A 22,975-nucleotide genomic window follows, 5' to 3' on the forward strand; every position below is an offset into this window, starting at 1 on the left:
GGACGAGACCGCGTCGACCGCGGCGGTCTTCGGCGTCGGGACGAGCGCGCCGAGCTTCGCGCGCAGGGGCGCGTCCTGCACCTCGCCCACCTGGCGCACGAGCGCGCTCTCGTCGGTCGACGTGAGCTTGGTGATCTCGGCGATCATCTCGTCGACCTCGGCGCGCGTCGCGCCCGGCGGCAGCTTGTCGCGGTACGCGGCGAGGTCGGGGATCAGCCGCGCTGACATCTGGTTGTGGACCGCGTCGCGGAGCGGCTTGAAGCGCGGGTCGGCCGCCTGAACGCGCACCGCGATGGCTCGGATCTTCTCGATCTGACCGAGGTCGGCGTGAAAGAAGTAGCGCTTCTGAAGCTCGTAGGCGAGCAGAAAGTCGCGGCTGTCGTTGAACTCGGGAGCGGTGAGGTAGCGCTCGAAGAAGTTCGCCGCCGCGGGAGCTTGCTCCTCCGCGCTGGCGAGCCCGCGGAAGGCGCGCAGCTCGGCGAACTTGTGCGTGGGGTTCGTCGCGACGAAGTACTGCTCGAGGACGTAGCCTCTGACCAGGTCGTTGTGGTCCGGGAACGTGTCCCACAGGTAGAGATCGCGCGAGAAGACGTTCGCGATGTAGACGCCGTTCTTCGCCAGCGCCTCGGCCCAGGGTGCGCGGTAGGCGGCGCAGAAGATCGGGTCCTTGCAGCCGGTGCCGAGGGCGCCGCTGGCGCTCCGCACCGGGCGCTTCTCGCCACCGGGGCAGACGCAGAAGTTCTCGGTGTACGGTCCCTTCAGCTTCCCGACGCAGAGGGTGAAGTTCTCCCGCAGCGTCTTCTGCTCCTGGGTGGACAGCTCGGGCGCACGGAACGCGTCGGCCGGACCTGACGAGAGCAGGCCGACGGCAGCGACGACCGCCATGATCACCGTGCGGAGATTCTTCGTGCCCACGTATTCCTCCATCGTTGAGTCGTCCGGCTCGTTTCGCACATCGGAACCGTTCCTGTCGATCCGCGGGACCGTGCGCCCCGGGGCGGCGCCTCATGATTTTCGTGACTGCCTGCTGCCCATTTGGGCCGGGTCTGGCTGCCATCTGGGCGAGCTTCGATCGGCGGCTCGGGGCGGGCCCTCTGGCGAAGAGGCAAACCGGGGCGAGCCCTACACCGCGGGCGCCCTCTACCCCGGCGCTCGCAGCGCCGGTAAATGGGGCTGGAGCGTCATGGGAGCTGAGATCAGGTACGCCAAGAGCGGCGAAGTGCACATCGCGTATCGCGTTTTTGGCGATGGCCCGCCCGACATCGTGCTCGTGCCGGGCACCGTGTCGCATGTGGAGCTCTTCTGGGAGCTGCCCGCGAACGAGTATCTGCTGAAACGGCTCGCCTCCTTCTCGCGCGTGATCGTTTTCGACAAGCGCGGCCAGGGCCTCTCCGATCGCGTCGCCGATCAGACGCTCGAGGAGCGGGTCGGCGACGTGCTGGCGGTGATGGACGCGGCCGGGTCGGATCGCGCGACGATCTACGGTTGGTCCGAAGGCGGTCAGCTGTCCCTGAAGCTCGCCGCCACGCATCCGGAGCGGGTCTCCGGGCTCGTGCTCTACGGAAGCTATCCGTCGATGTACGTGACGCGCGAGCAATTCGACCGATTCCTCCAGACGCTGGAGACCCACTGGGGCGAAGGCATACTCGTCCGCGTGAATGCGCCGAGCCGGCGGAACGACAAGGCCTTCGTGCAGTGGTTCGGACGCCTCGAGCGCGCCGTGGCGAGCCCCGGAGCCATTCTCGCGCTGATGCGGGCCAACTACGAGATCGACGTCCGTGACCTCTTGCCTTCCATCAACGTGCCGACGCTGATCCTCCATCGCGAGGGCGATTCGCTCGTACCCGTCGAGTCCGGTCGCTACATGGCCGAGCACATTCCTGGCGCGCGGTACGTCGAGCTCCCCGGGGTGGACCATCTGCTCCAAGCATTCGAGCAGGACCTGCTCGACGTCCTCCTCGACGAGGTCGAGGAGTTCGTCACCGGCACGCGGCGCCGCCCGCGTGCGGAGCGGCCGTCGCCCATCGCGGTATCCGCCGATCCCGTCGACCCCGTGAAGCACCTCCCGCCGGCACCGGACGCCGAGTGGCGAGGCGCGGACGACGCGATCGCGGAGCTCGAACGGTGCCGTGAGATTCTCGCGTGCGGTGAGGACGGGCCCGGGCTCGCCGGCCTCGTCGCGCGCGCCGAAGCGCTCGCCGCCGCCGCACGAGGATCGTGGGGCGAGGCCGAGGCACAGTTCGTCAAGGCGGCCGAGACGTTTCGGCGCTACGGGATGGTGTGGCAGGAGGCACAGACGTTCCAGAGCTGGGGTGCCGCGTTGCACGCCGGCGCAGATCGTCGCGCCGCCATCGAGAAGGTCGACATGGCGATCGAGATCTACCGTCGGCACGCCACGGGCCGCGGCTCGTGCGAGAGAGCCGAACGCGACATCTCCAGCCCCACCGGCGACGCCGGCGCGGTCGGAGCCCCTGCGTCCCGAGCTGTGTTTCGGCGGGAAGGCGACTATTGGACGGTGTCGTGGCGGGGCAATGTGGTCCGCCTGAAGCACGCCAAGGGTCTTCACTACATCGCCTACCTGCTCGGCCATCCTGGCCGCCAGGTCCTGGCCTCCGATCTCGCGGCGCCTGGGACGACGGGCGGTAGCGATCACGCGTGGATCGATTCAGGTGGAACGACGGCCCCCAACCTCGGGGATGCCGGCACACTCCTCGACGCCAAGGCCCGCGAGCAATACCGTCGTCGCATGGGCGAGCTCCGCGAGGAGGTCGCGGAGGCCGATCGGTTCAACGATACGTTGCGGGCCGCGCGACTGCGCACCGAGCTCGAGTCGCTTCGCGATCAGATTGCCGGCGCGGCGGGGCTGGGCGGACGACACCGGAAGGCTGCCTCGCACGCTGAACGAGCTCGCCTGATGGTGACGAAAGCGATCAAGGCGGCCCTCGCGAAGATCCGTGCCAGGGACGCTTCGCTCGGCCGCTATCTCGCAGCGTCGATCAAGACCGGCCACTGTTGCACCTACGATCCCGGTGCGCTGCCTCCCGTCGCCTGGCAGCTCTAGCACGCTCGCGCGGACGCACATTCGTGGCCGCGTCCTCGATTTGTGCCGGACGTCGGCACGTCGTCCCGCACTTCGTTACGCTTGAAGGGCAGGAACGATCCACTCGAGCCGCGGCGACGACCCATCGGGTTTCGCGTACGCCCCGGCGAAAACGCGTAGGAGGACGCAGCGATGCACAGGGCAACGCGACTGATTCTGCTGACCGGATGCGTCATCGTCGTCGGCGCGACACGTGCGACGGCGCAGGACGGACCGCCACGCCACCCCCAGGTGGTGGTCTTGAACGAGCCGCCACGCCACGCCCAAGTGGTGGCCCTGGACGAGTGCGATCCGACGACGTTCAACCCGGCCGTGGGGGCTGACGGGACGGGCTTCTGCCACAACGTCACGCTGTACGTCTCGGCCTGGGCTTCGAGACCTCGCTGCAGAAGCTGATCGACCAGGCGAACGCCGGAACTCCCGATCCGGGCTGGGACTTCGAGCCCGATCAGCTGACGATTCCGAAAGGGACCACTCTCTCGGTCGTCGACCAAGGTGGTGAGCCCCACACGTTCACGGAGGTGGCCCAGTTCGGCGGCGGATTCGTCGAGGCGCTCAACCACGGCGAGCCCATCGCTCCGGAGTGCGCCGGCGGCTTCAAGAACGTCGCAGTCGCCAGGACGCGCATCCTTCAGAGAAGCCAACTCGAGGTCGCGGGCCTCTCGAGGGGCAAGCATCTCTTCCAGTGCTGCATCCATCCATGGATGCACATGGAAGTGGACGTGAAGTGAGGTTGGATCTCGTGCGCGCCGCGGCCGGGCGCCTCTAGCCGAGGCGTCCGGCGGTGCAGCCGAGGGCGTGCCCTGGGTCCTCGACGGATTGCAACTTGACGGCTCGCGGCCCGAGCGACTATCGCCCGGCCACGACACCCGACGAATCCGCCACCTCGCTCCATTCCGCGTCCCGCGCGGGCGGGATCTCCCGCCGTGCGCTCCTCGCCGGCGCCGGTGCCCTCGGTCTCGGCCTCGCGGTAGGCGGCGGGATCGACGTTCACGCCGCCGTGCACCGGCGACGGAAGCCCGGCTCCCTTCCCCGCCCGCACCTCCCCGAGGGCACGGACACGCTGCCCCAGATCGAGCACATCATCGCGCTCATGAACCGACCGAGCGGATGCATACCAGGGAGCCCGGGGCCCATTCCATCTGCCCGGGGCGTCATGAGACCGGAGAATCGGGGCTTCGGGTCCGTCCCGCTGGCGCGATACCTCTGGCCGGCCAGACGGTGAGTCGAACGGAAGCGAACGGCCGTCCGCGCCATGACGATGGCATCGCGCCCCGACGTGAAGACCGCCTCGACCGCGACGACCGTCTTCGCCCTCGCGGGTCTCGCGGCACAGCTGCTCAATGCCCTGGCGTCGGTGCCGTTTCGACGTCCGTGGCGAGGTCGCGCGAGCACGCTCCACAACGTCGGCATCACAGTGACCCGCAGCGTGATGCGGGCCTTCCTCGGCTATGCCACGTCGCTTCCGACGCCCGAGTTCCGCTCCGTCGAAAACGTGCTCGACCGCCTCTGTCGCGTCGTCCTCCCGCCGTTCCTGCGCCCACTCGACATCGTGATGGACGACGCCGAGGTCGGCGGCGTTCGCGGGCTGTGGTACCGCCGCGGGAACGTCGAGCCGCGCGGCACCATCCTCTACCTCCATGGCGGGGGCTACATCGGCACGTCGCCGGCCATGTACACGATCTCCACGGGACGGATCGCGGCCGAGACCGGCTGCGAGATCTTCGCGCCGGACTACAGGCTGGCGCCCGAATTCCCCTTTCCCGCGAGCCTCGTCGACGCCGCCGCGGTCTACCAGGGGATGCTCGATGCGGGCACGCGGCCCGACCGCCTGTTCCTCGCGGGCGATTCCGGTGGCGGCGGCCTCGTGAACGCCCTCATGCTCGACCCACTTTCGCGCGCCTTGCCGAGACCGGCGGGCCTGATCCTCATCTCTCCCGAGGTGAGCCTGACGCTCGAAGAGCGCTCGATCACCGACAACGCGGCCCTGGACATCCTGCCCTGGAACATCCCCGTGTGGCCGTATCTGCACGGGCTCGACTCGCGGCACCCCCTGGTGTCCGCGATCGACGCCGACCTCCATGGCTTCCCCCCGACGTTCGTCTCCCTCGGCGGGGACGAGATGTTCCGGGACGGCATCCGCGGATTCGTCGAACGACTGAAGGCGTCCGACGTGGACGCGACCGCGATCGAGGAGCCCGGCATGTTCCACGTGTTCCCGCTGCTGATGCCGTGGGCAGATGCCAGCGCGCGGGTCTATCGGGCGATCGGCGAGTTCGTCACGACCCGGCTCGCTCGCGCGGCTCGCCGGCCGTAGATCCTCGGCTGCCGATGGATCTATGGGGCGTCGGGTGTCGGCTCCGCCAGATGCGCGTGGAGCGTCCCCCGCGGGCCGGACAGCTCGATCCGCACGGCGACGGGCGTCGCACCCGCCACCGGGGGCGCGAGCCACGCCAACACCTGCGTCGCCTGCTCGCCTGCATGCTCACCCGAGCGGAGGAATCCGGCGACCGGGTCCACCGACGCCCGACACAGGCGCGCGCTCCCGCGATACGAGTCGTACCGGGACGGCTCGAGGTCGCCGACTCCCAGGTCGTCGTAGCGCAGATCGTAGCGCCGCAGCCCGTCGAAGATGCGCACCGTGCCCGCACAGGTGCCGGTCGCAGCGAGCCGTTGGACGACCGCGGCCTCCGCGGTCACCGGATCCATGGTCCCGGCGCGCAGCGGCTCCGGCACGTCGTCGCGCTCCCCGTCGGTCAGGACCCCGTCGACGCCGCCGCCGACCCGGCCGGCGTCGCCGTACTCGAGGTCGATGCGTTGGGCGCGGTCACGGTACTCGCTCTGGACACGATAGAAGGATGGACGCAGCGTCGGGCCCTCGATCGTGCCGCCCGCCGTCGCCGAGGATCGCCACGGCACGATGGCTGCGAAGAGGCCCGCCGTCCGCAAGGAGACGCTCGTGCGATACGCAGCCCGCTCGACGTGCGACTGCACGTCCACGGCAAGCACCCGAAACGCCAGGTAGAAGACGTCGTAGTGAAGCGTGCGGGTGTCCGCGGCGTGCGCCTCGGGACGCGCCCCCGCGACGAGGACTGCCAGGATGATCATCGCCGCTCGACGGTTCCGCATGCGCCGTCTGCACCGTGACACGCCGTGCGTGCGCCGTCGAGGGGCCGGGGCGCGATCGCAAGGCGTTCCTAGAAGGAGGACGTCAAGGACGTGAGGCTCTCCGTCGAGGGCGCGGTGCGGTCTGGCAGCTTGGGGCAAGGACCGGGAACGGGGTCCGATGCGACGGGGCCTCTTCCCCGCCGCAATCGCAGACCGTGGAAATTCTGGTCGATTGGCAACCGCTGCCTGGCGACGATCCTCGGAGCAGAGACCACCCTCACGTCGCGTGGATCGCCCGACGGGCGCGGCCTCAGGAGAGACTGTCGACGACGCCTCGGGGGGGACCACGACGCTCCGGGTGACCGTCTCGCGTGTCCAGCTACCGACTGATAGGACTCGACGCCGGGAAGCGATATGCAAACGAGGGAATCGCCCGACACGACACCCGCGTCCTCCGACCCGCCCGCTGCGCGCCGCCAGGCCATGAGCTCGCTCATGGGCCTTGCCATCTTCGGTGAGAAGGTCGCGGCGCGCACCTACCTGGCGATGGCCGACCTTCGGGCCGACCACGGGGATCTGCTGCGAAAGTTCGCCGCCATGGAGGCGCGCCACGGCTCGTCCTTCCTGCAGGTGAGCCGCGCCAACGCCGTGGAGCCCGACCGGGAGTTCGCCGATCGCGAGCTCGGGTATCTCGTCGAGCAGGTGGAGCGTTACGCGCGGGCGTCCGACTTCGACGCGCTCGCCGTGCTGCAGGGTTTCATCGTCGAAAGCCTGGCGATCGCCACCTACGAGCCGTTCCTCGGTCTCGCGGACACCTACCCGGGCGCCCGCGAGGCCTTTGCCACCGCCCTCGCCGACGAGCGCTACCACGTCGACTGGATCACCCGCTATCTGCGGCTCCGGTACTTCGGCGCCGTCGGCGAGTTCCTCGGTCTCGCCGAACGTGTGAACACGCAAGGGATCGACTGCGTCGGGGGATCGCTCATGAGCATCGCGGGCTACCTCGACGTCGTGGGGCTGTCGGGCGCGCAGTGCGCAGCGGGTATGCTCGACGGGTACGCCGGGCTGCTGGAGGACGTGGGGCTCGACCAGCGCACGGCCCTGCGAAGCGTCACCACGCTCTTCGCTCCGCTCATGGCCAAGTATCGCCGCCGTGAACACCGATAGGCGCCAGGGCGGGTGCGGGAGCACCCGGGACGCTGGTGATGGCGCGACGTCGCCCGAGGACGCCAGCACTCTCGCAGCGCGACCCGTCGACGCGACGGAGCTCCTCCTGTGGGCGCTCATGCACAAGTTCGAGCGACCCGCGCTCGAGCACTACGCGGCACACGCGTCCGCGCTGGCGACGGCCGAGAAGCGGAGCTTCGTCACGCGTCTGGACGCTCTCGAGGCCGACGAGGCACCACTCGCCGCGAGCACATTGGCGGCTCCGGTCGACGAGCTCCTCGCGCGAGCCCGGGGCGCCGACGCGATCTCCGTGCTGATCGTGCAGGGCCTCGTGCTCGAGCACCTCGGTCAAGCCATCTATGGCATCGCGGAGAGCACCGAGCAGGCGAGCCCCGCGTCGCGCACGCTCGCGGCAGTCGGACGGGCTGCGAGCGTTTCGGTGACGGCGATCGCGTCCGCGGAGATCGCCGCGCGCGTCGGCACCCACGAGCGACTCTATGCGGTATTCGTCGATGCGTCGGAGGAGGTCATTGCCGCCCTCGATCCGCTCGCAGAGCCCGTCGACGAGGTCTTCGGCGAGCGCTTCGGTCTGCGCTTCGCCGACGTCCTGGGCGAATTCGCGGCGGGTCTCATCACCGCGTGCACCGCGCTCGGAATGCAACGGCGAAAGGTCGTCGCGCATCTGGCCGGCGCCTGCATGGGGCTGTGAGCGTGCACGACGCATCGGCCGGCTCGATTCTGATCACGGGGGGCAATGGATTCCTCGGCTCGCTCGTCGCCGCGAAGGCGCTCGTCGAGAGCGACGCAACGATCGTCCTGCCGCTGCGCGAGCCGTACACGCGCGAGCGGGTGCTCGCGCCGATCCTGACCGAGCTCGCGGCCGAGGGGCGCCCGCCTCGAGCTGCCGATTCGGCCCGGATCGTGACGGTGCCCTTGCCACCCCACGAGCACATCGACGAGCTCTACCGCAGCCTCCGTGACCTCGGGGTCCGCGACATCCTGCACTGCGCCGGGTCGCTGAGCTACTTCAACGTGCGCAGACTCCAGGCGGGCAACCTCGACTTGACCCGCGCCATCCTCTCGCTCGGCACGGCGCTCGACGTGCGCCGGTTCGTGTACCTCTCGACGGCGTACAGCGCCGGGTTCACCGACTGCCCGATCCTCGAGACCCTGCACGACGAGCCGCGTAACGACCCGACCGACTACACGCGCACGAAGCGCGAGGCGGAATGGCTGGTCGCTCGCAGCGGCCTCCCGTACGTCGTCGTTCGACCATCGATCGTCATCGGCGACAGCCGCGACGGGCGCTACGGCGGCAAGCCCTACGGACTCTACCAGCTCTGGACCGCCGGCGTACGCTACCTGTCGATGGGATTCCCCCGCGTCCTGCACGTCGTCGCCGGCAACGAGCCGGTCAACTTCCTGCACCAGGACGCATTCACGACGGGCTTCTGGGCGGCCTACCGGACGCTGCCGGACCGCGCCGTCATGCACCTGGTGTCACGTGATGACGCGCTCCCGACGATGCGCGATCTCTGGACGCTTTGGTTCTCGGTTCATGGCGGGCCACACGACGTCCACTTCTTCGATCGACTCGACACCGTGCCGATGGACGAGGTGGCACCCGAGGTCCGTCTGCTCCTCGACTTCACCGCAGTGAACAACGAGATCGGGTCTTCTCGATGGAACTTCTGCCGGGACCGACTGGAGGGGTTGCGTCGCAACGGACTCGAGATGACCGACGCGAGCCTCGAGACGATCGCCGTCGCGCAGCGTCGCTTCGTCGCGGACTCGCCACGGCTGCAGCGCTTCATCCAACGGTATGAAGCGGCGGGCGTGCCCACCCCACGATTCGTCGATCGGACCGGCGAGCGTGCTCGGCCGCCCGGCGCGCGAGCCTCGTAGACGATGCTCATCGCCTGGCGCCGTGCCGGCCGCCGGCGCCCGCCCGACGTTGCGATCGGCCGCGAGCCTGGCAGACTGCCCGCCCCATGAGCGCCGCGATCCTCTGCCGCGACGTCGTGAAGGTCTATCGCACGCGGCGCGCGCTCGACGGCGTGAGCTTCGAGGTGGCGCCGGGCGAGATCGTCGCGCTGCTCGGTCCCAACGGCGCCGGGAAGTCGACGACGCTCTCCATCATCGCGACCCTGCTCGAGCAGACGTCCGGCCACGTCGAAGTCGCGGGACACACCCTCCCCGCCGGGGCGCGACTCGCGCGCCGGTCGCTCGGCCTCGTACCGCAGCGCGCAGCCGTCTACCCGGCGCTCACCGCGCGGGAGAACCTGGCGTATTTCGCACCGCTCCAGGGCCTCGACCACCGGGCCGCCCGCGCTGCGATCGCGCGGGTGCTCGCGCTGGTCGGCCTCGAAAGCCGGGCCGACGAGCCGGTGGCCCAGTACTCCGGTGGGATGGCACGACGCTTGAACCTCGCCTGCGGCATCCTGCACGGGCCGCGCGTCGTCCTGCTCGACGAGCCGACCGTCGGCGTCGACCCGCAGGCGCGGGAACGCATCTACGCGCTCGAGCGCTCGCTCGCCGCCGAGGGCGGCGCGATCCTGCACAGCACCCACTTGATGGAGGAGGCACAGCGCCTGTGCGATCGCGTGATCCTGCTCGACGGCGGGCGGGTGATCGCGAGCGGGACCCCGACCGAGCTGGTCTCTCGCCTCGGCCTGCGCCCGGTGCTCACGCTGCACACCGAGCGCCCCCTCCCCGCCGGTTGGCCGGGCACCGGCGTGCGGGCGCGTGCGACCTCGGCCACGGCCGAGAGGATCGTCCTCCAAATCGACGAGGTCGGGCTCGTGCCCGCGCTCCTCGACCGCGCCCGAGCCGACGGCGGCGAGATCCTCGACGTTGCCCTCCACCGTCCCGATCTCGCCGACGTGTTCTTCCACCTGACGGGCCACGAGCTACGCGACGGTGACACCGGGGAAGACCCCACGCCATGATCGTCCGTGCGCTGGTTGCGGCGTTCGTCAAGGACGTGCGCTTGCTCGTCCGCGATCGCGTGGGCCTCGTCTTCCTCACCATCGCGCCGCTGATCGTGATGTCGGTGGCCGGGTTCTCGCTGTCGACCCTCTTCGGCGGCGTGCCGCAGCCGGGTGCCTACGTGCTGCCCGTGGTCGACGAGGACGATGGACGCATCGCCGCCGAGTTGCGGGAGCGGCTCACCGACGATGCGACGATCGAGGTCCGCACCGTCCCGACTCGCGAGCAGGCGCTCGAGCTCGTCCATTCCCGCGAGAGCGCCGCCGTCCTCGTCATCCCCGCCGGCACGTCGGCCGCGCTCGCGCGCGGGTCGCGCGCGTCGCTCCGCCTCCTCACCGACCCGGTCAAGTTCGTCGAGCTCACCAACGTGCGCTTCCTCGTCGAGGAGCTCCGCCAAGCGGTCGGTCAACATGCGATCGACCTCGCGCAGCGTCGAATCGACCGCGTGCGAGCGCGCGCGCTGGCCGAGGAGCGCCGGCTCGAGCGACGGTTCGCCCGCCTGCGGGCCGCGCTCGCCCGTACCGCCGACCGTGTACACGAGGTGCACGCCGACGTCGCCCGCCGCGTCGAGGTGGCCGGCGCTCGGCTGGAGAACACACTCCGCGAGGGCCTCCGCCGCACCGAAGCGGAGCGCCTGGGTGCGGCGCGGAGGCGTCTCGAGCGCGAGCTCGCTCCGCTCCACGAGTTCGTCGACGCGCTCGCCGCCTATCGCGGGACCTTCGAGTCGTGGCTCGCCGGAGTGCGGGAGCAGGCGGGACGCTTCGCCGACCGCATCCCGCCACCACCCGAGCCGCCGGCCCTGCCGGCGGCCCTCGAACAGCTCGCGCACGGCGACGACGATGCGCTCGCGAGCCGCATTCTGGGCGCGCCGGGCGACGTCGCGCTCCCGAAGCTGCCCCTCGACCTCGCCCTGCCGCCCCTGCCCGAACCCCCTGCGGTGACCGCACTCGCGCTCCCGTCGCTCCCCGACGTCCGGCTGCCGCGGCTGCTCGACGTCGTCGAGACGAGCGTGAGCGGAGCGCCGAGCCGTCTCAACAGCTTCGACCAGTACGTGCCCGGCTTCAGCATCACGTTCCTCATGCTCGGCATGCTGATCGGGGTCGCGATGACGCTGATCGACGAACGCGAGCTCGGCACGCTCGATCGCGTCCGCGCGACGCAGGCCCCGGTCGCGACGCTCGTCCTGGGCAAGCTCACGGTGCGCTTCCTGGTCGGCGTCCTGCAGATGATCGCGCTCCTCGGGGTCGGTCGGGCGGCCTTTGGCGTGTCCCTCGGCCCGCAGCCCGTGGCGCTTCTCCTGCCGACGGTGGGCATCGTCTTCGTCGGGACGGCCTTCGGCGTGCTGGTCGCCGGACTGGCCCCGACCCGCGACGCGGTCATCCCCCTCGGCGCGATCGCGATCGTCACCATGTGCGCCGTCGGCGGCTGCTGGTGGCCCATAGACCTCGAGCCGCGCTGGATGCGCGGTCTCGCGCGTGTCCTCCCGACCACCTGGGCGATGTCCGGCTTCAAGGACCTGATGATGCGCCACCAGACCGTCACGGCGGCGCTCGAGCCGACCCTCGTGCTCCTCCTCTTCGGCCTCGCCTTCCTGGTGGTCGGCCTCGTCGCCTTTCGTCCGAGCCGGGTGTGAAGAAGAAGCCTCCGCCGCGCTGCTGAACGCTTCAGCCACCCGGCGCGTCGACGAACCGATCAATCTCACCCGTCGCTGAGCTGAGCGCACGTTGCTCGGGCAGGAGGAAAGTGGAGCCGAAGGGAGTCGAACCCTCGACCTCTTGAATGCCATCCGGTTTCCGACCGTCGACGCGCGACGACAACCGACCACAACTGCCGAGAAGACCGTGACTCACGATGACGTCACCGCACGGCTTCGCGGCACCTGTGGGCTGTGGTCAGAGGCGAACCCGTAGAGTCCCGGCCCTCGCCGCTTGATGCGCGATCAAGTGAACCTCGAGGTATTGGCAAGTGGTGTGGATCGGCCCGAGGTATGACCGGAAGTTGTGGATCGTGGAGCGCGTGACCCCGGCGGCGTATCTTCCCGCCTGAGCGACCGCCGCGCCTTGGCGGGCGGGCGAACAAGTCGGCACCCATGCTGACGGTCGTCGGCACCGAGGCAGCGGAGAACGCGGGAGACGGGGGCTCGTTGCTCGACGACATCGCCCGCGAGGGGGCGCGCCGGATGCTCGCGACGGCGCTGGAGACCGAGGTAGCCCCGTATCTGGAGGCCCACCGCGACGAACGCGACGCCGAGGGCCATGCCCTGGTCGTCCGTAACGGCAAGGGACGCACCCGAAAGGTGACGGTCGGCTCCGGGACGATCCCGGTGAGCGCGCCCCGTATGAACGACCGGCGGACCGACCAGGATGGCGAGCGACGCCGATTCACGAGCCGCATCCTGCCGCCGTACATGCGCCGTTCCCCGAAGGTGGCGGAGGTCTTGCCCGTGCTCTACCTGCGGGGCCTCTCCACCGGCGACTTCCGCGAGGCCCTGACGGCGCTGCTCGTGGACGATGCCGCTGGGTTATCCGCCACCAGCATTGCGCGACTGACCAACGAGTGGGAGATCGAGTACCGCGCCTTCCAGAAGCGGAGTCTCGCCGACCGCGAGTACGTGTACGTCTGGGTCGATGGCGTGCACTTCAACATCCGCCTGGAGGATGACCGCCTCTGCACGCTCGTGATGATCGGGGTGCGGGTGAATGGCACGAAGGAACTGATCGCTGCCGAGGCGGCTCCAACCTCGCGTGAAGGCCGTGCTCCACGAGGTGATGTACGCCGAGAGCCGGCACCATGCCCGCGACGCGATCGCGCGGTTCGCCACCGAGTACAGTCCGAAGTACCCGAAGGCGGTCGAGACCCTGGAGAAGGACGCCGACGTGCTCCTCACGTTCTTCGACTTTCCCGCCGAACATTGGAAGCATCTGCGGACCTCGAACGTGATCGAGTCTCCGTTCGCGACGGTCCGACTGCGCCAGCGCGTGACGAAGGGCGCGGGTTGCCGCAAGAAAGGGCTCCTGATGACCTACGAGCTCCTGGACATGGCGCAGGCCCGTTGGCGACGACTCGATGGCACGCATCTGCTGCCGCTCGTGCGGGCCGGCATCGCCTTCGTAGACGGCGTCCAGCAGGAGGGAAAGGTCAGCAAGCCGAAGGCAAAGCCGGCGTGATCCTCGGCGACCCTGCAGCCATGCCACTGCCAATGCGGAGCTGTCCGGATCGCCGATGTTGTCCCTGAGCGCCATTAGCTAGACGTCTGGGCCGCAGATAGCTAAAGCGTCGCCCGACTTGTGGTAGAAGCCGCTGCGAGACTGAGTACCCCTGAAGCTTCAGGAGGCCATCGTGAACGAGAGACCGCGGACGCCTCCGGACCCGATTGCGACCGAAACCGCTGTCGTCGAGAGGCTCGAAAAGGACGCGGTCGCTCTGGCGCGCGATCGGACCAGCCTGGCCAGCTTCCGCGTGAAGCTGGCGCTGGACCGCACGACGCTCGCCTGGATCCGGACGACGCTGACGATGGCGACCTTCGGCTTCGGTCTGGCCGCATTCTTCCGGGGCGTGCGCGAAGCACATCCCCAGAATCCGGAGGCGACCCGCCTGCAGGAGGGGGCGATCAAGATGGGCATGGCGCTCCTCGTCCTGGGGATCGTCGCGACGGCACTCGCGGGCACCTCCCACTGGTTCGCGCTTCGCCGGCTTCGGCGGGGCGAGATGCCCGTCCTGACCCACTGGCCCCTCAGCATTACGGTGGCCGTGCTACTCACGGGATTCGGCCTCGCAGGCGTTTACTTCCTGCTCATTGGGATGGCTCACTCTGGTTGAGGTCGTAGAGAGTCGCTCTTTGCGTCTCGAACGACAACTCTGGCTGGAATTGGCACAGGACCGGCCATGGTGCGTCGCGGACGTGGCAATACTTGTGGATCGCGTGGGGAGCGGGGCTACGGGGGTGGCCGCCGTCGCGGAAGGCTTTTCGATCTCCACCGCTCCCGGTGGCGCTGATGGTGGCTGCGAATGCCGCCGCATCGGCGTTGCTCGGTACGTCGAGCGTAGTGTAGCTGTCGTGCTCGCCGAAGGCGAAGTAGAAGGCCTCCCCTTTCCCCCCGATGCTGGCAGACGATTGCTCGATGGCTCTCCGCCGCGCGGTGCGGCCCTCCCTAAAGCGAGCTTGCGCCCTTCGTGTTCTCGGAGCCGCCGTACTGCTGGCCGTACTGCTGGTGGGGTGCGCCGGTGCACCCCGCCTGATGCCGACTCCGAGGATCTACGCCGACGCCGCCGCGCGGCCGCTCTTCACGGGGCCGGCACCTCCGACAACGTCTGTCGATCTGCTCTATGTCACGGACCGTGCACCCGTGACGAAGCCGGACGGTTCGCCCGCCTACAGCTCCGATCGTTCGCGCTCGATGGCGTTCGGATCGGTCACGGTCGAGATCGGCGATCAGGTGCCGTGGCTGGTCCTCGCCGAGCAGAGCAGGGAGAGCCCGCGCCAGTTGCCGCTCGAGCTGCAGCTCGGCGCGACGACGGAGCTCGGGCGCTTCCCGCCGATCCCCTACGACGTCGACCCGGTGTCGGGCGGCATCACCCGGTCTCCGGCGGTCGTCGATGCCCACGAACGGGCCGCCGCGGGCCTCCAGGCAGAGGTGGCGCGGCGCATCGCAGCCTCGCCCCGGAAGGAGGTCGTCCTCTTCGTGCACGGCTACGCCAACACCTTCCAGGACGCCGCCTTCAGCATGGCCGATCTCTGCCACTTCTTCGGCCGCGAGTTCGTATGCGGGATCTTCAGCTGGCCGGCCGGCGGATCGCGTGGGATGATGGCGGGCTACAACGTCGACCGCGAATCCGGCGAGTTCGCCGTGCAGCATCTGAAACAGGCGATCCGCCTAATTGCACAGACTCCCGGCGTCGAGCGCATCCATTTGATGGCACACAGCCGCGGCACGGACGTACTCGCGTCGGTGCTGCGCGAGCTCAACATCGAGGCCTACGCCGCTGGGAGTTCCATCGCCGACCGCTTCAAGGTGAGGAACATCGTACTGCTGGCGCCGGACATCGACGCCGACGTCGCGGCGGCGAAGATCTTCGGCGTCGTCTCTGATCCCGATCTGGCCTACGGGGCCGCTCCGCAGCCGCGCAAGGTCTTCTCCGGTCCCGGCGTGCACATCACGTCCTACGTGTCCTCGGACGACAAGGCGCTGACGCTCTCCCAATTCCTCTTCGGGAGCCTCGTACGGCTCGGCCGGGTCGACGTGGCGCTGCTCACCAAGGAGCGGGCCGCGAAGGCCGTGCGTCTCGCCTATCTCGTCGACTTCATCGAGGTAAAGGGAACGCCCGGCTTCCTCGGGCACAGCTACTTCACCTCCGATCCGGCGGTGAGCTCGGACCTGGTCGCGCTGATCCGCTACGGACTCAAGCCGGGTGAGCCGGGCCGACCGCTCGAAGAGATCCAGCGACCGTTCTGGCGCATCCCCGCTGGTACCTGACGTGCCCTGCTCCGCCCGCCGCCTACCCGCGCACAGACCCCGGAGGCCCGCCGCCCAGTTAAATCCCCACGTCGCGTACTTTGCTTGAACCTTCGATGTGGTGTGGATCGCCCGCGATGAGCGCCGAGGAATCATGCCGCCTTCGCCTTCGGCTTGCTGCCCTTCCTCTTGCTGAACGGCATCCACGAAGGCGATGTCGGCACGCACCAGTGGCAGGAGGTGCACACCGTCGAGCCGCCGCCATCGGGCCTGCGCCATGTCCAGGAGCTTGTACGCCATCAGGAGCCCCTTCGTGCGCGACCCCGCGCCCTTAGTCACGCGCTGGCGCAGCCGCACCGTCGCGAACGGGGGCTCGATCACGTTCGACGTGCGGAGATGCTTCCAATGCTCGGCCGGGAAGTCGAAGAACGTGAGCAGCACGTCGGCGTCCTTCTCCAGCGTCGTGACCGCCTTCGGGTACTTCGGGCCGTACTCGGTGGCGAACTGCTGCGCCGCTTCGCGCGCCTCGTCACGGGTCTCGGCGTACATCACCTCGTGCAGCGCGGCCTTCACGCGCGGCTGGAGGCGCTTCGGGAGCTTGTCGAGGATGTTCCCGAGCTTGTGGAACCAGTCGCGCTGCTCGCGAGTCTTCGGCCACACGTCGCGTACTGCTGCCCAGAAACCGAGGGCACCGTCCCCGACAGCGACGACCGGCGGGCGTATGCCCCGGCGCTTCAGGTCCCGGAGCACGGTCTTTCAGCTCTCGGCGCTCTCGCGGTAGCCATCCTCGACCGTGATCAGCTCATTCGTCCCGTCGGGCCGCACGCCGATCATGACGAGCGTGCAGAGGCGGTCGTCTTCGAGCCGGACGTTGAAGTGCACGCCATCGACCCAGACGTAGACGTAGTCACGGTCGGCGAGGCTGCGCTTCTGGAACGCGCGGTACTCGGTCTCCCACTCGTTGGTCAGCCGCGCGATGTTCGTGGCCGACAACCCGGCGGCATCATCCCCGAGAAGCGCCGCCAGCGCCTCGCGGAAGTCGCCGGTGGAGAGGCCGCGCAGGTACAGCACGGGCAACACTTCGGCCACCTTTGGGGAGCGGCGCATGTAGGGCGGCATGATGCGGCTCGTGAATCGGCGTCGCTCACCATCCTGATCGGTCCGCCGGTCGTTCACGCGGGGTGCGCTGACGGGGATCGTCCCGGAACCGACCGTCACCTTCCGGGTGCGGCCTTTGCCGTTGCGGACGACCAGGGCGTGCCCATCCTCGTCGCGTTCGTCGCGATGGGCCTCCAGGTACGCGGCGACCTCGGTCTCCAGCGCCGTCACGAGCATCCGCCGCGCTCCCTCGCGGGCGATCTCGTCGAGCAGGGAGCGCCCGTCCACCTCGTCCTGCGCCGACTCGTTACCGACGACCTTCAGCATGGGTGCCGCCTCCTTCCCCCCCGCGCTTGGGGGCGGCGGTCGGTCAGGCGGGAGGATACGCCGCCGGGGTCACGGGCTCCACGATCCACAACTTCCGGTCATATCTCTGCGTCGCCTGAGATCTCGATCCCGTTGCTCACGCCGAACCGACCCCCTGGAGCCCATCCACAACTATTGCCAATACCTCGATCGGCCCTTGGGACGGTGACTCTTCTGGAGGAGCGGTAGGGCGCTAGCCGACGACCGCCAGCGGGACGAACCGCCGGAATTTGCCGGTAGCCTGGCGACCGAGCGTGTCGACGGACGTGACCGAAACCTCCGCACCACCGAGCCCCAGGTCGACCAGGGCTCATCTACAACTCGGACAGGCCGGCGAGCGGTTGGCAAGCTTGCATGTCGGAAGACGGACACACCGTCCGAATCCTCGACCAATTCGGACAGGGGTTGGTTCTTGGCGAAGGATTCGGACAGCGGGGTCAGATCACACGGCCTTCCAGCTCTCGGCGCTCCCGCGGTGGCCGTCCTCTACTGGCGTACCCCCTCGAACCGCCTCCCTTCTACCGTGCCACACTCTCGCCACTCGCGACCGGGCGTGCCGGAGCCGGCGCGCCATACACGTCGTCGAGGAAGCGCACGATCTCGCGCGTGAGCCGTTCGGGCGCGAGCCGCAGCTCGAACATCGATCGCGCCTGGACGAGCCGCGCGCCGGGGATCTGCTGCGCCAAGTTCTCGGCGTCGCTGAAGGGATGGATCAGGTCGTTCTCGTGTCCGATGATGAGCGTCGGCGCGGTGATCGCACGCCGTTCCTCGATCTCGGGCGCGACCGGTCCCACGAGGATCCCGTGCAGGACCGCCGCGATCGCCTCGGGCTCCAACGAGAACGTGCCGAGGAAGCTGTCGACCGGGTCGATGCCGGTGCGGGGCAGCCGGCGGATGAGCGAGGTGACGAAGCCGAAGAGTCGTCGACCGAATCTGACGGCGAGCAGCAACGGCACGAACAGGCTCGCGGCCGCCGGCGTCGCCCATTCGAGCACGGGCATTTCGACGATGAGCGCGGCGACGCGGTCGGGGGCCTGCACCGCGACGTGCAGCGCGACGTTGGCGCCCAGCGACACTCCGCCCACCACGGCACGCTCGACGCCGAGCTCGTCGAGCACGCCCACGACCTGCCGTGCGTAGCGATCCATCCGGTGCTGCGAGGCGTGATGCGGCTTGTCGCTCCTGCCGTGGCCGAGGAGGTCGAGGAGCACGACCCGAAAGCCGCGCGCGGCAAGGCTGCGCGCCAGCTGCCGATTGACGCCGGCGTCGAGCAAGAGCCCGTTGGTGAGGACGATCGTGCGCTCGCCGTCGCCGTGCACCTCGTAGCCGAGGGTGTAACCCTGATATCGGAAGGTCCCGAGCCTCATTCCTCTTGTTTAGCACGACGTCGCCCACGTGCGATCGGCGGCGTGGCCACCCTCTGCTAGGGTTCACCATGGCGATGAAGAAGCGCGGAACCCCGATCGAGCTCTACTATTGGCCCGGCATTCCAGGGCGGGGCGAGTTCGTCCGCCTGTTGCTCGAGGACGCCGGGATCGCCTACGTCGACGTCGCGCGCGACCGGAAGAACGGCATGATGGCCATGATGCGCCTCCTCGATGGTGCGAAACCTGGCGCGCTGCCGTTCGCACCACCGTTCGTGAAGGTCGGTGACGTCGTCGTCTCGCAGACCGCGAGCATCCTCGACTTCCTCGCGCCTCGCCTCGGGCTCGTCCCCAGCGGTCGTGCGCTGCGTGCGGAGGCGAGCCAGATTCAGCTCACGCTGGCGGATTTCGTCGGGGAGATCCACGACACCCATCACCCGATCGCCGGAAGCCTCTACTACGACGACCAGAAGGCGGCCGCGAAGCAACGCGCCCGGATCTTCGTGAAGGAGCGGATGCCGAAGTATCTCGCGTGGCTCGAGAAGGTGCTGCAGCGCAACCGGAAGAGCGGCGGGCGATGGCTGGTCGGATCGAATTGCACGTACGTCGACCTCTCGGCGTTCCAGGTCGTCGAAGGGCTGCGCTACGCCTTCCCGAACGCGATGGAGGGACTCGCGCCGCAGCTCCCGCGCGTGATCGCGCTCCGCGATCGTGTGGCGGCTCGCCCGCGGATCGCGGCCTATCTCGAATCCAAGCGACGCCAGCCGTTCAACGCGATGGGCATCTTCCGCCACTATCCCGAGCTCGATGCACCGTCGTCTCGGGGCCGACGCGTCGTACGGTAGGGAGGGACGAGCACTGACGCGCCATCCGAGCCTCGCCCAGCGGGCCATGGAGTCGGAGGCGATCGTCCGCGTCTAGTGATGCCGGTGGCGTTCGGGCGGCTAGGTCGGGCACGGATCGAGTGCTCGTTCACCTCGGCGACACGTTCGCGGAGCAGATCGCGGCCAGAACGCTAGCCGAGGCGCTTCCGGAACGTGGCAATCGCGAGGCCGAGTGCCACGAGGGTGAAGATGCCGATCGCCGCGACCTCGCCCAGGAGGGCGTCGATCGGCGCGCCCTTCAGCAGCACGCCGCGCGCGATGCGAAGGAAGTGGGTCAGCGGCAGGATCTGTCCGATCCATTGCGCCGGCACCGGCATGGCCTCGAAGGGGAACATGAAGCCCGAGAGCAGCATCGACGGCAGGAAGAAGAAGAACGACAGCTGCGTCGCCTGAAACTGGGTCCGCGCGATCGACGACACGACGAGCCCGAGTGCGAGCATCGCGACCAGGAACGGCAACGCGCCGAGACCGAGATCGACCAGCCGGCCGCGCACGGGGACGTCGAAGATCGACCAGCCGAGTCCGAGCACGATCGCCACCTGCACGTGTCCCACGACCAGGTAGGGGAGGATCTTCCCGACCATCACCTCGCCCCGACGGATCGGGGTGGCGATCAGGAACTCGAAGGTCCCGCGCTCGCGTTCGCGCACGATGGCGAGCGCGGTCATGAGCATCATCGTCATCGTCAGGATGACGCCGATCAGCCCCGGGACGATGAAGACGGCCGTCCGTCGCTCGGGGTTGTAGAAGGGCAGCACCTCGACGCGCAGCGGGTCGGCGCGAACGAGGTCCGGCGTCACCTCGAAGCGGTCGCGCTCGACCGGGGTCATGCGGAGGCTCACCGCCGCATCGCCCGTGCGGAACGGACGCAGGCGCCCGGCGAGCGTGCGGCCGAAGCCTTCGCCGGCGAGCGCCACCGCGCTCGCCACGGTCGGGTTGCTCGCGTCGGCGAAGATCGAGATCTCGGCGCCCCGCCCGCGGTAGAGATGACGGTCGAGGTCGGACGGGATGACGATCACCGCGCCCACCTCGCTGCGCTCGAGGAGCTGGAAGGCCGCTACCTCGCTCGCGACCTGCCGCTGGAGGCGAAACGTCTGTGTCGCCTCGAGCTCCCCGACCAGGCGCCGCGAGAGCGCGCTGTTCGTTCGGTCGAGCACCGCCGTCGGGATGTGGCGAACGTCGAGGTTGATCGCGTAGCCGAAGAGGACGAGCTGGAGCGACGGGATGCCGACGATCATGCCGAGCGTCAGCCGGTCGCGGACGAGCTGCCGGAACTCCTTGCGCGCCATGGCGAGCATCCGCCGGGCCGACGCGATCATCGGCCTTCCTCCGCGTCGGGTTCGATGCGCTCGCCGAGGAGGATGGCGACGAAGACGTCCTCCAGCGTCGGCTCGCTGGGCGCCGCACGTGCGCCGGTGAGGCCTGCGTCGCCGAGCAGTCGCACGATCTCCGACGCCGCCTCCGTCGGGGGCGGCGCCGTCGGCGCGAGCAGCACGTGGACGCGGTCGCCCAGGCGCGTCGTGCTGGCGACGAGCGGTGTGCCGCGAAGGACGTTCCCGGCGCGCTCGGGAACCGCAGTCTCCACGTCGAGCACGCGGGCGGCCAGCGGGCGTGTCAGCGCGAGCGGGCTGCCGACGGCGACGCGACGGCCGTCGCGGAGCAGCGCCAGTCGGTGGCAGCGCACGGCCTCGTCCATGTAGTGCGTGGACACGAGGATCGTGGCGCCGCCGGCGACGTATTCGAAGAGCTTCTCCCAGAAGACCCGCCGGCTCTGCGGGTCGACGCCGGCCGTCGGCTCGTCGAGGACGAGGAGCTGCGGGCGGTGGATCGTCGCTGCGGCCAGGGCGAGACGCTGCTTCCAGCCTCCCGACAGCGTTGCGGCGCGCGCCGCGGTGTACCGGTCGAGCCCCGAATCGGCGAGCGCCGCGCTCACGCGCGCGCGCCGCTCGGCCCCGGCGAGCCCGAAGACGGCAGCGGCGAAGTCGAGGTTCTCCCGCACCGAGAGGTCCTCGTACAGGGAGAAGCGCTGGGTCATGTAGCCGACCGACGGCCGGAGGCGCTCGACGTCGCGCGGCACCTCGCAGCCGAGCACGCGGGCGAACCCCTCGGAGGGCGCGAGCAGGCCGAGCAGCACCCGCATGAGGGTCGACTTCCCCGAGCCATTCGGCCCGAGGCAACCGAAGATCTCGCCGCGCTGGACAGTCAGGTCGACGTGGTCGACGGCCACGAGCGGGCCGAACCGCCGGGTGAGACCGCGGGTCTCGACGACGGGGTCGGCGTTCACGCGCCGTTCCGCCCGGACGGGGCGAGCTGGACTTGGGCAGGTACCCCGGGCCGGAGCCCCGCCGGCGCGTCGTCGATCGCCACGCGTGTCTCGTAGACCAGATGCACGCGGTCCCGCTCGGTGAGCGCGAAGTGGGGCGTGAACTCCGGCTCGTGGGAGACGTCGAGCACGTGGCCATGCAGCGCCGTCGCGATTCCGTCGACCCGCACGTCGGCGGGGGCGCCCGGTCGCACGGTTGCCACGAGGGACTCGGACACCCACACGCGGACCCACGGCGCCGCCGCGTCGAGCACGACCACGACGACGCCGCCGGCCGGCACGCGTTCGCCGCGGTCGAACGGGATCTGGTCCACCACGCCGTCGACGGGCGACGTGATGGTCATGTCCTCGAGTCGATGGCGCGCCGCGACGAGACGCGCCTCGCCTTCGCGAAGACGCGCGGTCGCCTCGTCGCGGGACAGACGAGCACGCTCGAGGTCCTGTTCCGAGGCCACGCGCGAGGCGTGTAGCCGCGTGAGGCGTGTGAGGTCGCTCTCGGCGGTGACGAGCCCGGTGCGGGCTCCGGCGAGCGTCGCCTCGGCATTCGCGACGTCCGCCTCGACCAGCGTGGGGTCGAGGCGAGCCAGCACGTCGCCCCGGCGTACGTCCTGGCCGCGCTGCACACCCACTTCGACCAGCGTCTCCGCGATTGGTGCGTCGAGCTCGATCAGCGTCCGCTCGACGGTTCCGACGAGGACCCCGCCGCCGCCACCACCGCAGGCGACGAGAGCATACGCGAGCGCCGGTGCGAGGAGGCTTCTCGGACCGCCGTACCGGGGTCGCGACGAACGGCACGTTGGCATCGCCTGCCCGGCCCGTATCATCAGATGGGCATTCGCGTCACGACCGGCGGGAGCGCGAGACGGCCCGGCCTTCTCCCGCAGCCCTTCGACCTCTTGATGGAGCATCTTCATGAGCGCCGCCGGGCGCATGCTCCCAGGACGCGGGCGCGTCTTCTCGGTCGCCGTCGGCGCTTGTCGCCGTCGTCTCGCGACTCTCAACTTGATCAGTGGGTCGCAGGTCCCGTTGCCTTCGAGCGCTAACCCGAGGAGAAGCTAGCAGCCTAACCTGGGTGTCCACGAAATCTGGGCAAGCCCACTTCGCCACACCCCCGAGGGTCCCGC

The 22,975-nt window shown here is 69.4% G+C and carries 18 protein-coding genes and 2 pseudogenes; 13 read left to right on the forward strand and 7 right to left on the reverse strand.

Annotated elements, in window-relative coordinates:
• Positions 1 to 927: hypothetical protein (locus VMS22_16110; protein HXJ35559.1), on the reverse strand; the 927-nt coding region annotated here is incomplete at its 3' end.
• A gap of 256 nt (positions 928 to 1,183) precedes the next feature.
• Between VMS22_16110 and VMS22_16115 the strand changes: the two genes are divergently transcribed.
• The 4 genes from VMS22_16115 (at position 1,184) to VMS22_16130 (ending at position 5,417) form a co-directional block, all read left to right on the forward strand.
• On the forward strand, positions 1,184 to 3,061 hold the full coding sequence (locus VMS22_16115) for an alpha/beta hydrolase (protein ID HXJ35560.1): 1,878 nt from the start codon (positions 1,184 to 1,186) through the stop codon (positions 3,059 to 3,061).
• A gap of 171 nt (positions 3,062 to 3,232) precedes the next feature.
• Positions 3,233 to 3,496, forward strand: a complete 264-nt coding sequence (locus VMS22_16120) for a hypothetical protein (protein ID HXJ35561.1) — start codon at positions 3,233 to 3,235, stop codon at positions 3,494 to 3,496.
• Between the two features lie 125 nt (positions 3,497 to 3,621).
• Positions 3,622 to 3,831, forward strand: coding sequence for a hypothetical protein (locus VMS22_16125; GenBank protein ID HXJ35562.1), 210 nt, complete (start codon positions 3,622 to 3,624; stop codon positions 3,829 to 3,831).
• A gap of 524 nt (positions 3,832 to 4,355) precedes the next feature.
• The gene (locus tag VMS22_16130) at positions 4,356 to 5,417 is read left to right on the forward strand and encodes an alpha/beta hydrolase (protein ID HXJ35563.1); all 1,062 of its coding nucleotides are present in this window, start codon (positions 4,356 to 4,358) and stop codon (positions 5,415 to 5,417) included.
• Positions 5,418 to 5,437: 20 nt separating this feature from the next.
• Here the strand turns inward: VMS22_16130 and VMS22_16135 are convergent, their stop codons facing one another.
• Entirely contained in the window at positions 5,438 to 6,229 is a 792-nt protein-coding gene (locus VMS22_16135) for a DUF3108 domain-containing protein (protein ID HXJ35564.1), read from the reverse strand.
• Between the two features lie 462 nt (positions 6,230 to 6,691).
• Between VMS22_16135 and VMS22_16140 the strand changes: the two genes are divergently transcribed.
• From VMS22_16140 to VMS22_16175, 8 genes and pseudogenes are all read left to right on the forward strand, one after another.
• A complete protein-coding gene (locus VMS22_16140; GenBank protein ID HXJ35565.1) occupies positions 6,692 to 7,375 on the forward strand; it encodes a long-chain fatty aldehyde decarbonylase in 684 nt (227 codons plus the stop codon).
• Positions 7,362 to 8,084 carry a hypothetical protein gene (locus VMS22_16145; GenBank protein ID HXJ35566.1) on the forward strand — a complete coding sequence of 241 codons (723 nt, stop codon included), beginning with the start codon at positions 7,362 to 7,364 and terminating at the stop codon, positions 8,082 to 8,084. Before VMS22_16140 ends, VMS22_16145 begins: the two co-directional genes overlap by 14 nt.
• A 2-nt stretch (positions 8,085 to 8,086) precedes the next feature.
• Complete coding sequence (locus tag VMS22_16150; protein ID HXJ35567.1) at positions 8,087 to 9,280, forward strand: SDR family oxidoreductase; 1,194 nt, start codon at positions 8,087 to 8,089, stop codon at positions 9,278 to 9,280.
• Positions 9,281 to 9,366: 86 nt separating this feature from the next.
• Entirely contained in the window at positions 9,367 to 10,323 is a 957-nt protein-coding gene (locus VMS22_16155) for an ABC transporter ATP-binding protein (GenBank protein ID HXJ35568.1), read from the forward strand.
• The gene (locus VMS22_16160) at positions 10,320 to 11,996 is read left to right on the forward strand and encodes an ABC transporter permease (protein ID HXJ35569.1); all 1,677 of its coding nucleotides are present in this window, start codon (positions 10,320 to 10,322) and stop codon (positions 11,994 to 11,996) included. The genes VMS22_16155 and VMS22_16160 overlap by 4 nt, the downstream gene beginning before the upstream one ends.
• 456 nt (positions 11,997 to 12,452) lie before the next feature.
• Positions 12,453 to 13,530: pseudogene (locus tag VMS22_16165) on the forward strand (transposase).
• A gap of 172 nt (positions 13,531 to 13,702) precedes the next feature.
• Positions 13,703 to 14,182 carry a DUF202 domain-containing protein gene (locus VMS22_16170; GenBank protein HXJ35570.1) on the forward strand — a complete coding sequence of 160 codons (480 nt, stop codon included), beginning with the start codon at positions 13,703 to 13,705 and terminating at the stop codon, positions 14,180 to 14,182.
• Between the two features lie 527 nt (positions 14,183 to 14,709).
• Positions 14,710 to 15,837: an alpha/beta hydrolase gene (locus tag VMS22_16175; protein ID HXJ35571.1), complete on the forward strand. Its 1,128-nt coding sequence runs from the start codon at positions 14,710 to 14,712 to the stop codon at positions 15,835 to 15,837.
• A gap of 204 nt (positions 15,838 to 16,041) precedes the next feature.
• Here the strand turns inward: VMS22_16175 and VMS22_16180 are convergent.
• Positions 16,042 to 17,241, reverse strand: a pseudogene (locus tag VMS22_16180) (IS256 family transposase).
• Positions 17,242 to 17,798: 557 nt separating this feature from the next.
• Complete coding sequence (locus VMS22_16185; protein HXJ35572.1) at positions 17,799 to 18,647, reverse strand: alpha/beta hydrolase; 849 nt, start codon at positions 18,645 to 18,647, stop codon at positions 17,799 to 17,801.
• Between the two features lie 68 nt (positions 18,648 to 18,715).
• Between VMS22_16185 and VMS22_16190 the strand changes: the two genes are divergently transcribed.
• Complete coding sequence (locus VMS22_16190) at positions 18,716 to 19,489, forward strand: glutathione S-transferase family protein (GenBank protein ID HXJ35573.1); 774 nt, start codon at positions 18,716 to 18,718, stop codon at positions 19,487 to 19,489.
• 170 nt (positions 19,490 to 19,659) lie between these two features.
• Here the strand turns inward: VMS22_16190 and VMS22_16195 are convergent, their stop codons facing one another.
• Genes VMS22_16195 through VMS22_16205 form a run of 3 tightly spaced genes read right to left on the reverse strand, consistent with a single transcriptional unit; the run spans position 19,660 to position 22,654 of the window.
• Complete coding sequence (locus VMS22_16195; protein ID HXJ35574.1) at positions 19,660 to 20,847, reverse strand: ABC transporter permease; 1,188 nt, start codon at positions 20,845 to 20,847, stop codon at positions 19,660 to 19,662.
• The gene (locus VMS22_16200; GenBank protein HXJ35575.1) at positions 20,844 to 21,812 is read right to left on the reverse strand and encodes an ABC transporter ATP-binding protein; all 969 of its coding nucleotides are present in this window, start codon (positions 21,810 to 21,812) and stop codon (positions 20,844 to 20,846) included. The genes VMS22_16195 and VMS22_16200 overlap by 4 nt, the downstream gene beginning before the upstream one ends.
• On the reverse strand, positions 21,809 to 22,654 hold the full coding sequence (locus tag VMS22_16205; GenBank protein ID HXJ35576.1) for an efflux RND transporter periplasmic adaptor subunit: 846 nt from the start codon (positions 22,652 to 22,654) through the stop codon (positions 21,809 to 21,811). The genes VMS22_16200 and VMS22_16205 overlap by 4 nt, the downstream gene beginning before the upstream one ends.
• Positions 22,655 to 22,975: the final 321 nt, after the last annotated feature.

The organism is Candidatus Eisenbacteria bacterium (assembly GCA_035577985.1).
Classification (GTDB): domain Bacteria; phylum Desulfobacterota; class Binatia; order DP-6; family DP-6; genus DATJZY01.

Excerpts from the sequence above, each read along its gene's own strand:
- VMS22_16115 (HXJ35560.1), top strand. The coding sequence starts at position 1,184 with ATGGGAGCTGAGATCAGGTACGCCAAGAGCGGCGAAGTGCACATCGCG.
- VMS22_16155 (HXJ35568.1), top strand. The coding sequence starts at position 9,367 with ATGAGCGCCGCGATCCTCTGCCGCGACGTCGTGAAGGTCTATCGCACG.
- VMS22_16140 (HXJ35565.1), top strand. The coding sequence starts at position 6,692 with ATGAGCTCGCTCATGGGCCTTGCCATCTTCGGTGAGAAGGTCGCGGCG.
- VMS22_16190 (HXJ35573.1), top strand. The coding sequence starts at position 18,716 with ATGGCGATGAAGAAGCGCGGAACCCCGATCGAGCTCTACTATTGGCCC.
- VMS22_16195 (HXJ35574.1), bottom strand. The coding sequence starts at position 20,847 with ATGATCGCGTCGGCCCGGCGGATGCTCGCCATGGCGCGCAAGGAGTTC.
- VMS22_16120 (HXJ35561.1), top strand. The coding sequence starts at position 3,233 with ATGCACAGGGCAACGCGACTGATTCTGCTGACCGGATGCGTCATCGTC.
- VMS22_16185 (HXJ35572.1), bottom strand. The coding sequence starts at position 18,647 with ATGAGGCTCGGGACCTTCCGATATCAGGGTTACACCCTCGGCTACGAG.
- VMS22_16205 (HXJ35576.1), bottom strand. The coding sequence starts at position 22,654 with ATGCCAACGTGCCGTTCGTCGCGACCCCGGTACGGCGGTCCGAGAAGC.
- VMS22_16130 (HXJ35563.1), top strand. The coding sequence starts at position 4,356 with ATGACGATGGCATCGCGCCCCGACGTGAAGACCGCCTCGACCGCGACG.
- VMS22_16160 (HXJ35569.1), top strand. The coding sequence starts at position 10,320 with ATGATCGTCCGTGCGCTGGTTGCGGCGTTCGTCAAGGACGTGCGCTTG.
- VMS22_16135 (HXJ35564.1), bottom strand. The coding sequence starts at position 6,229 with ATGCGGAACCGTCGAGCGGCGATGATCATCCTGGCAGTCCTCGTCGCG.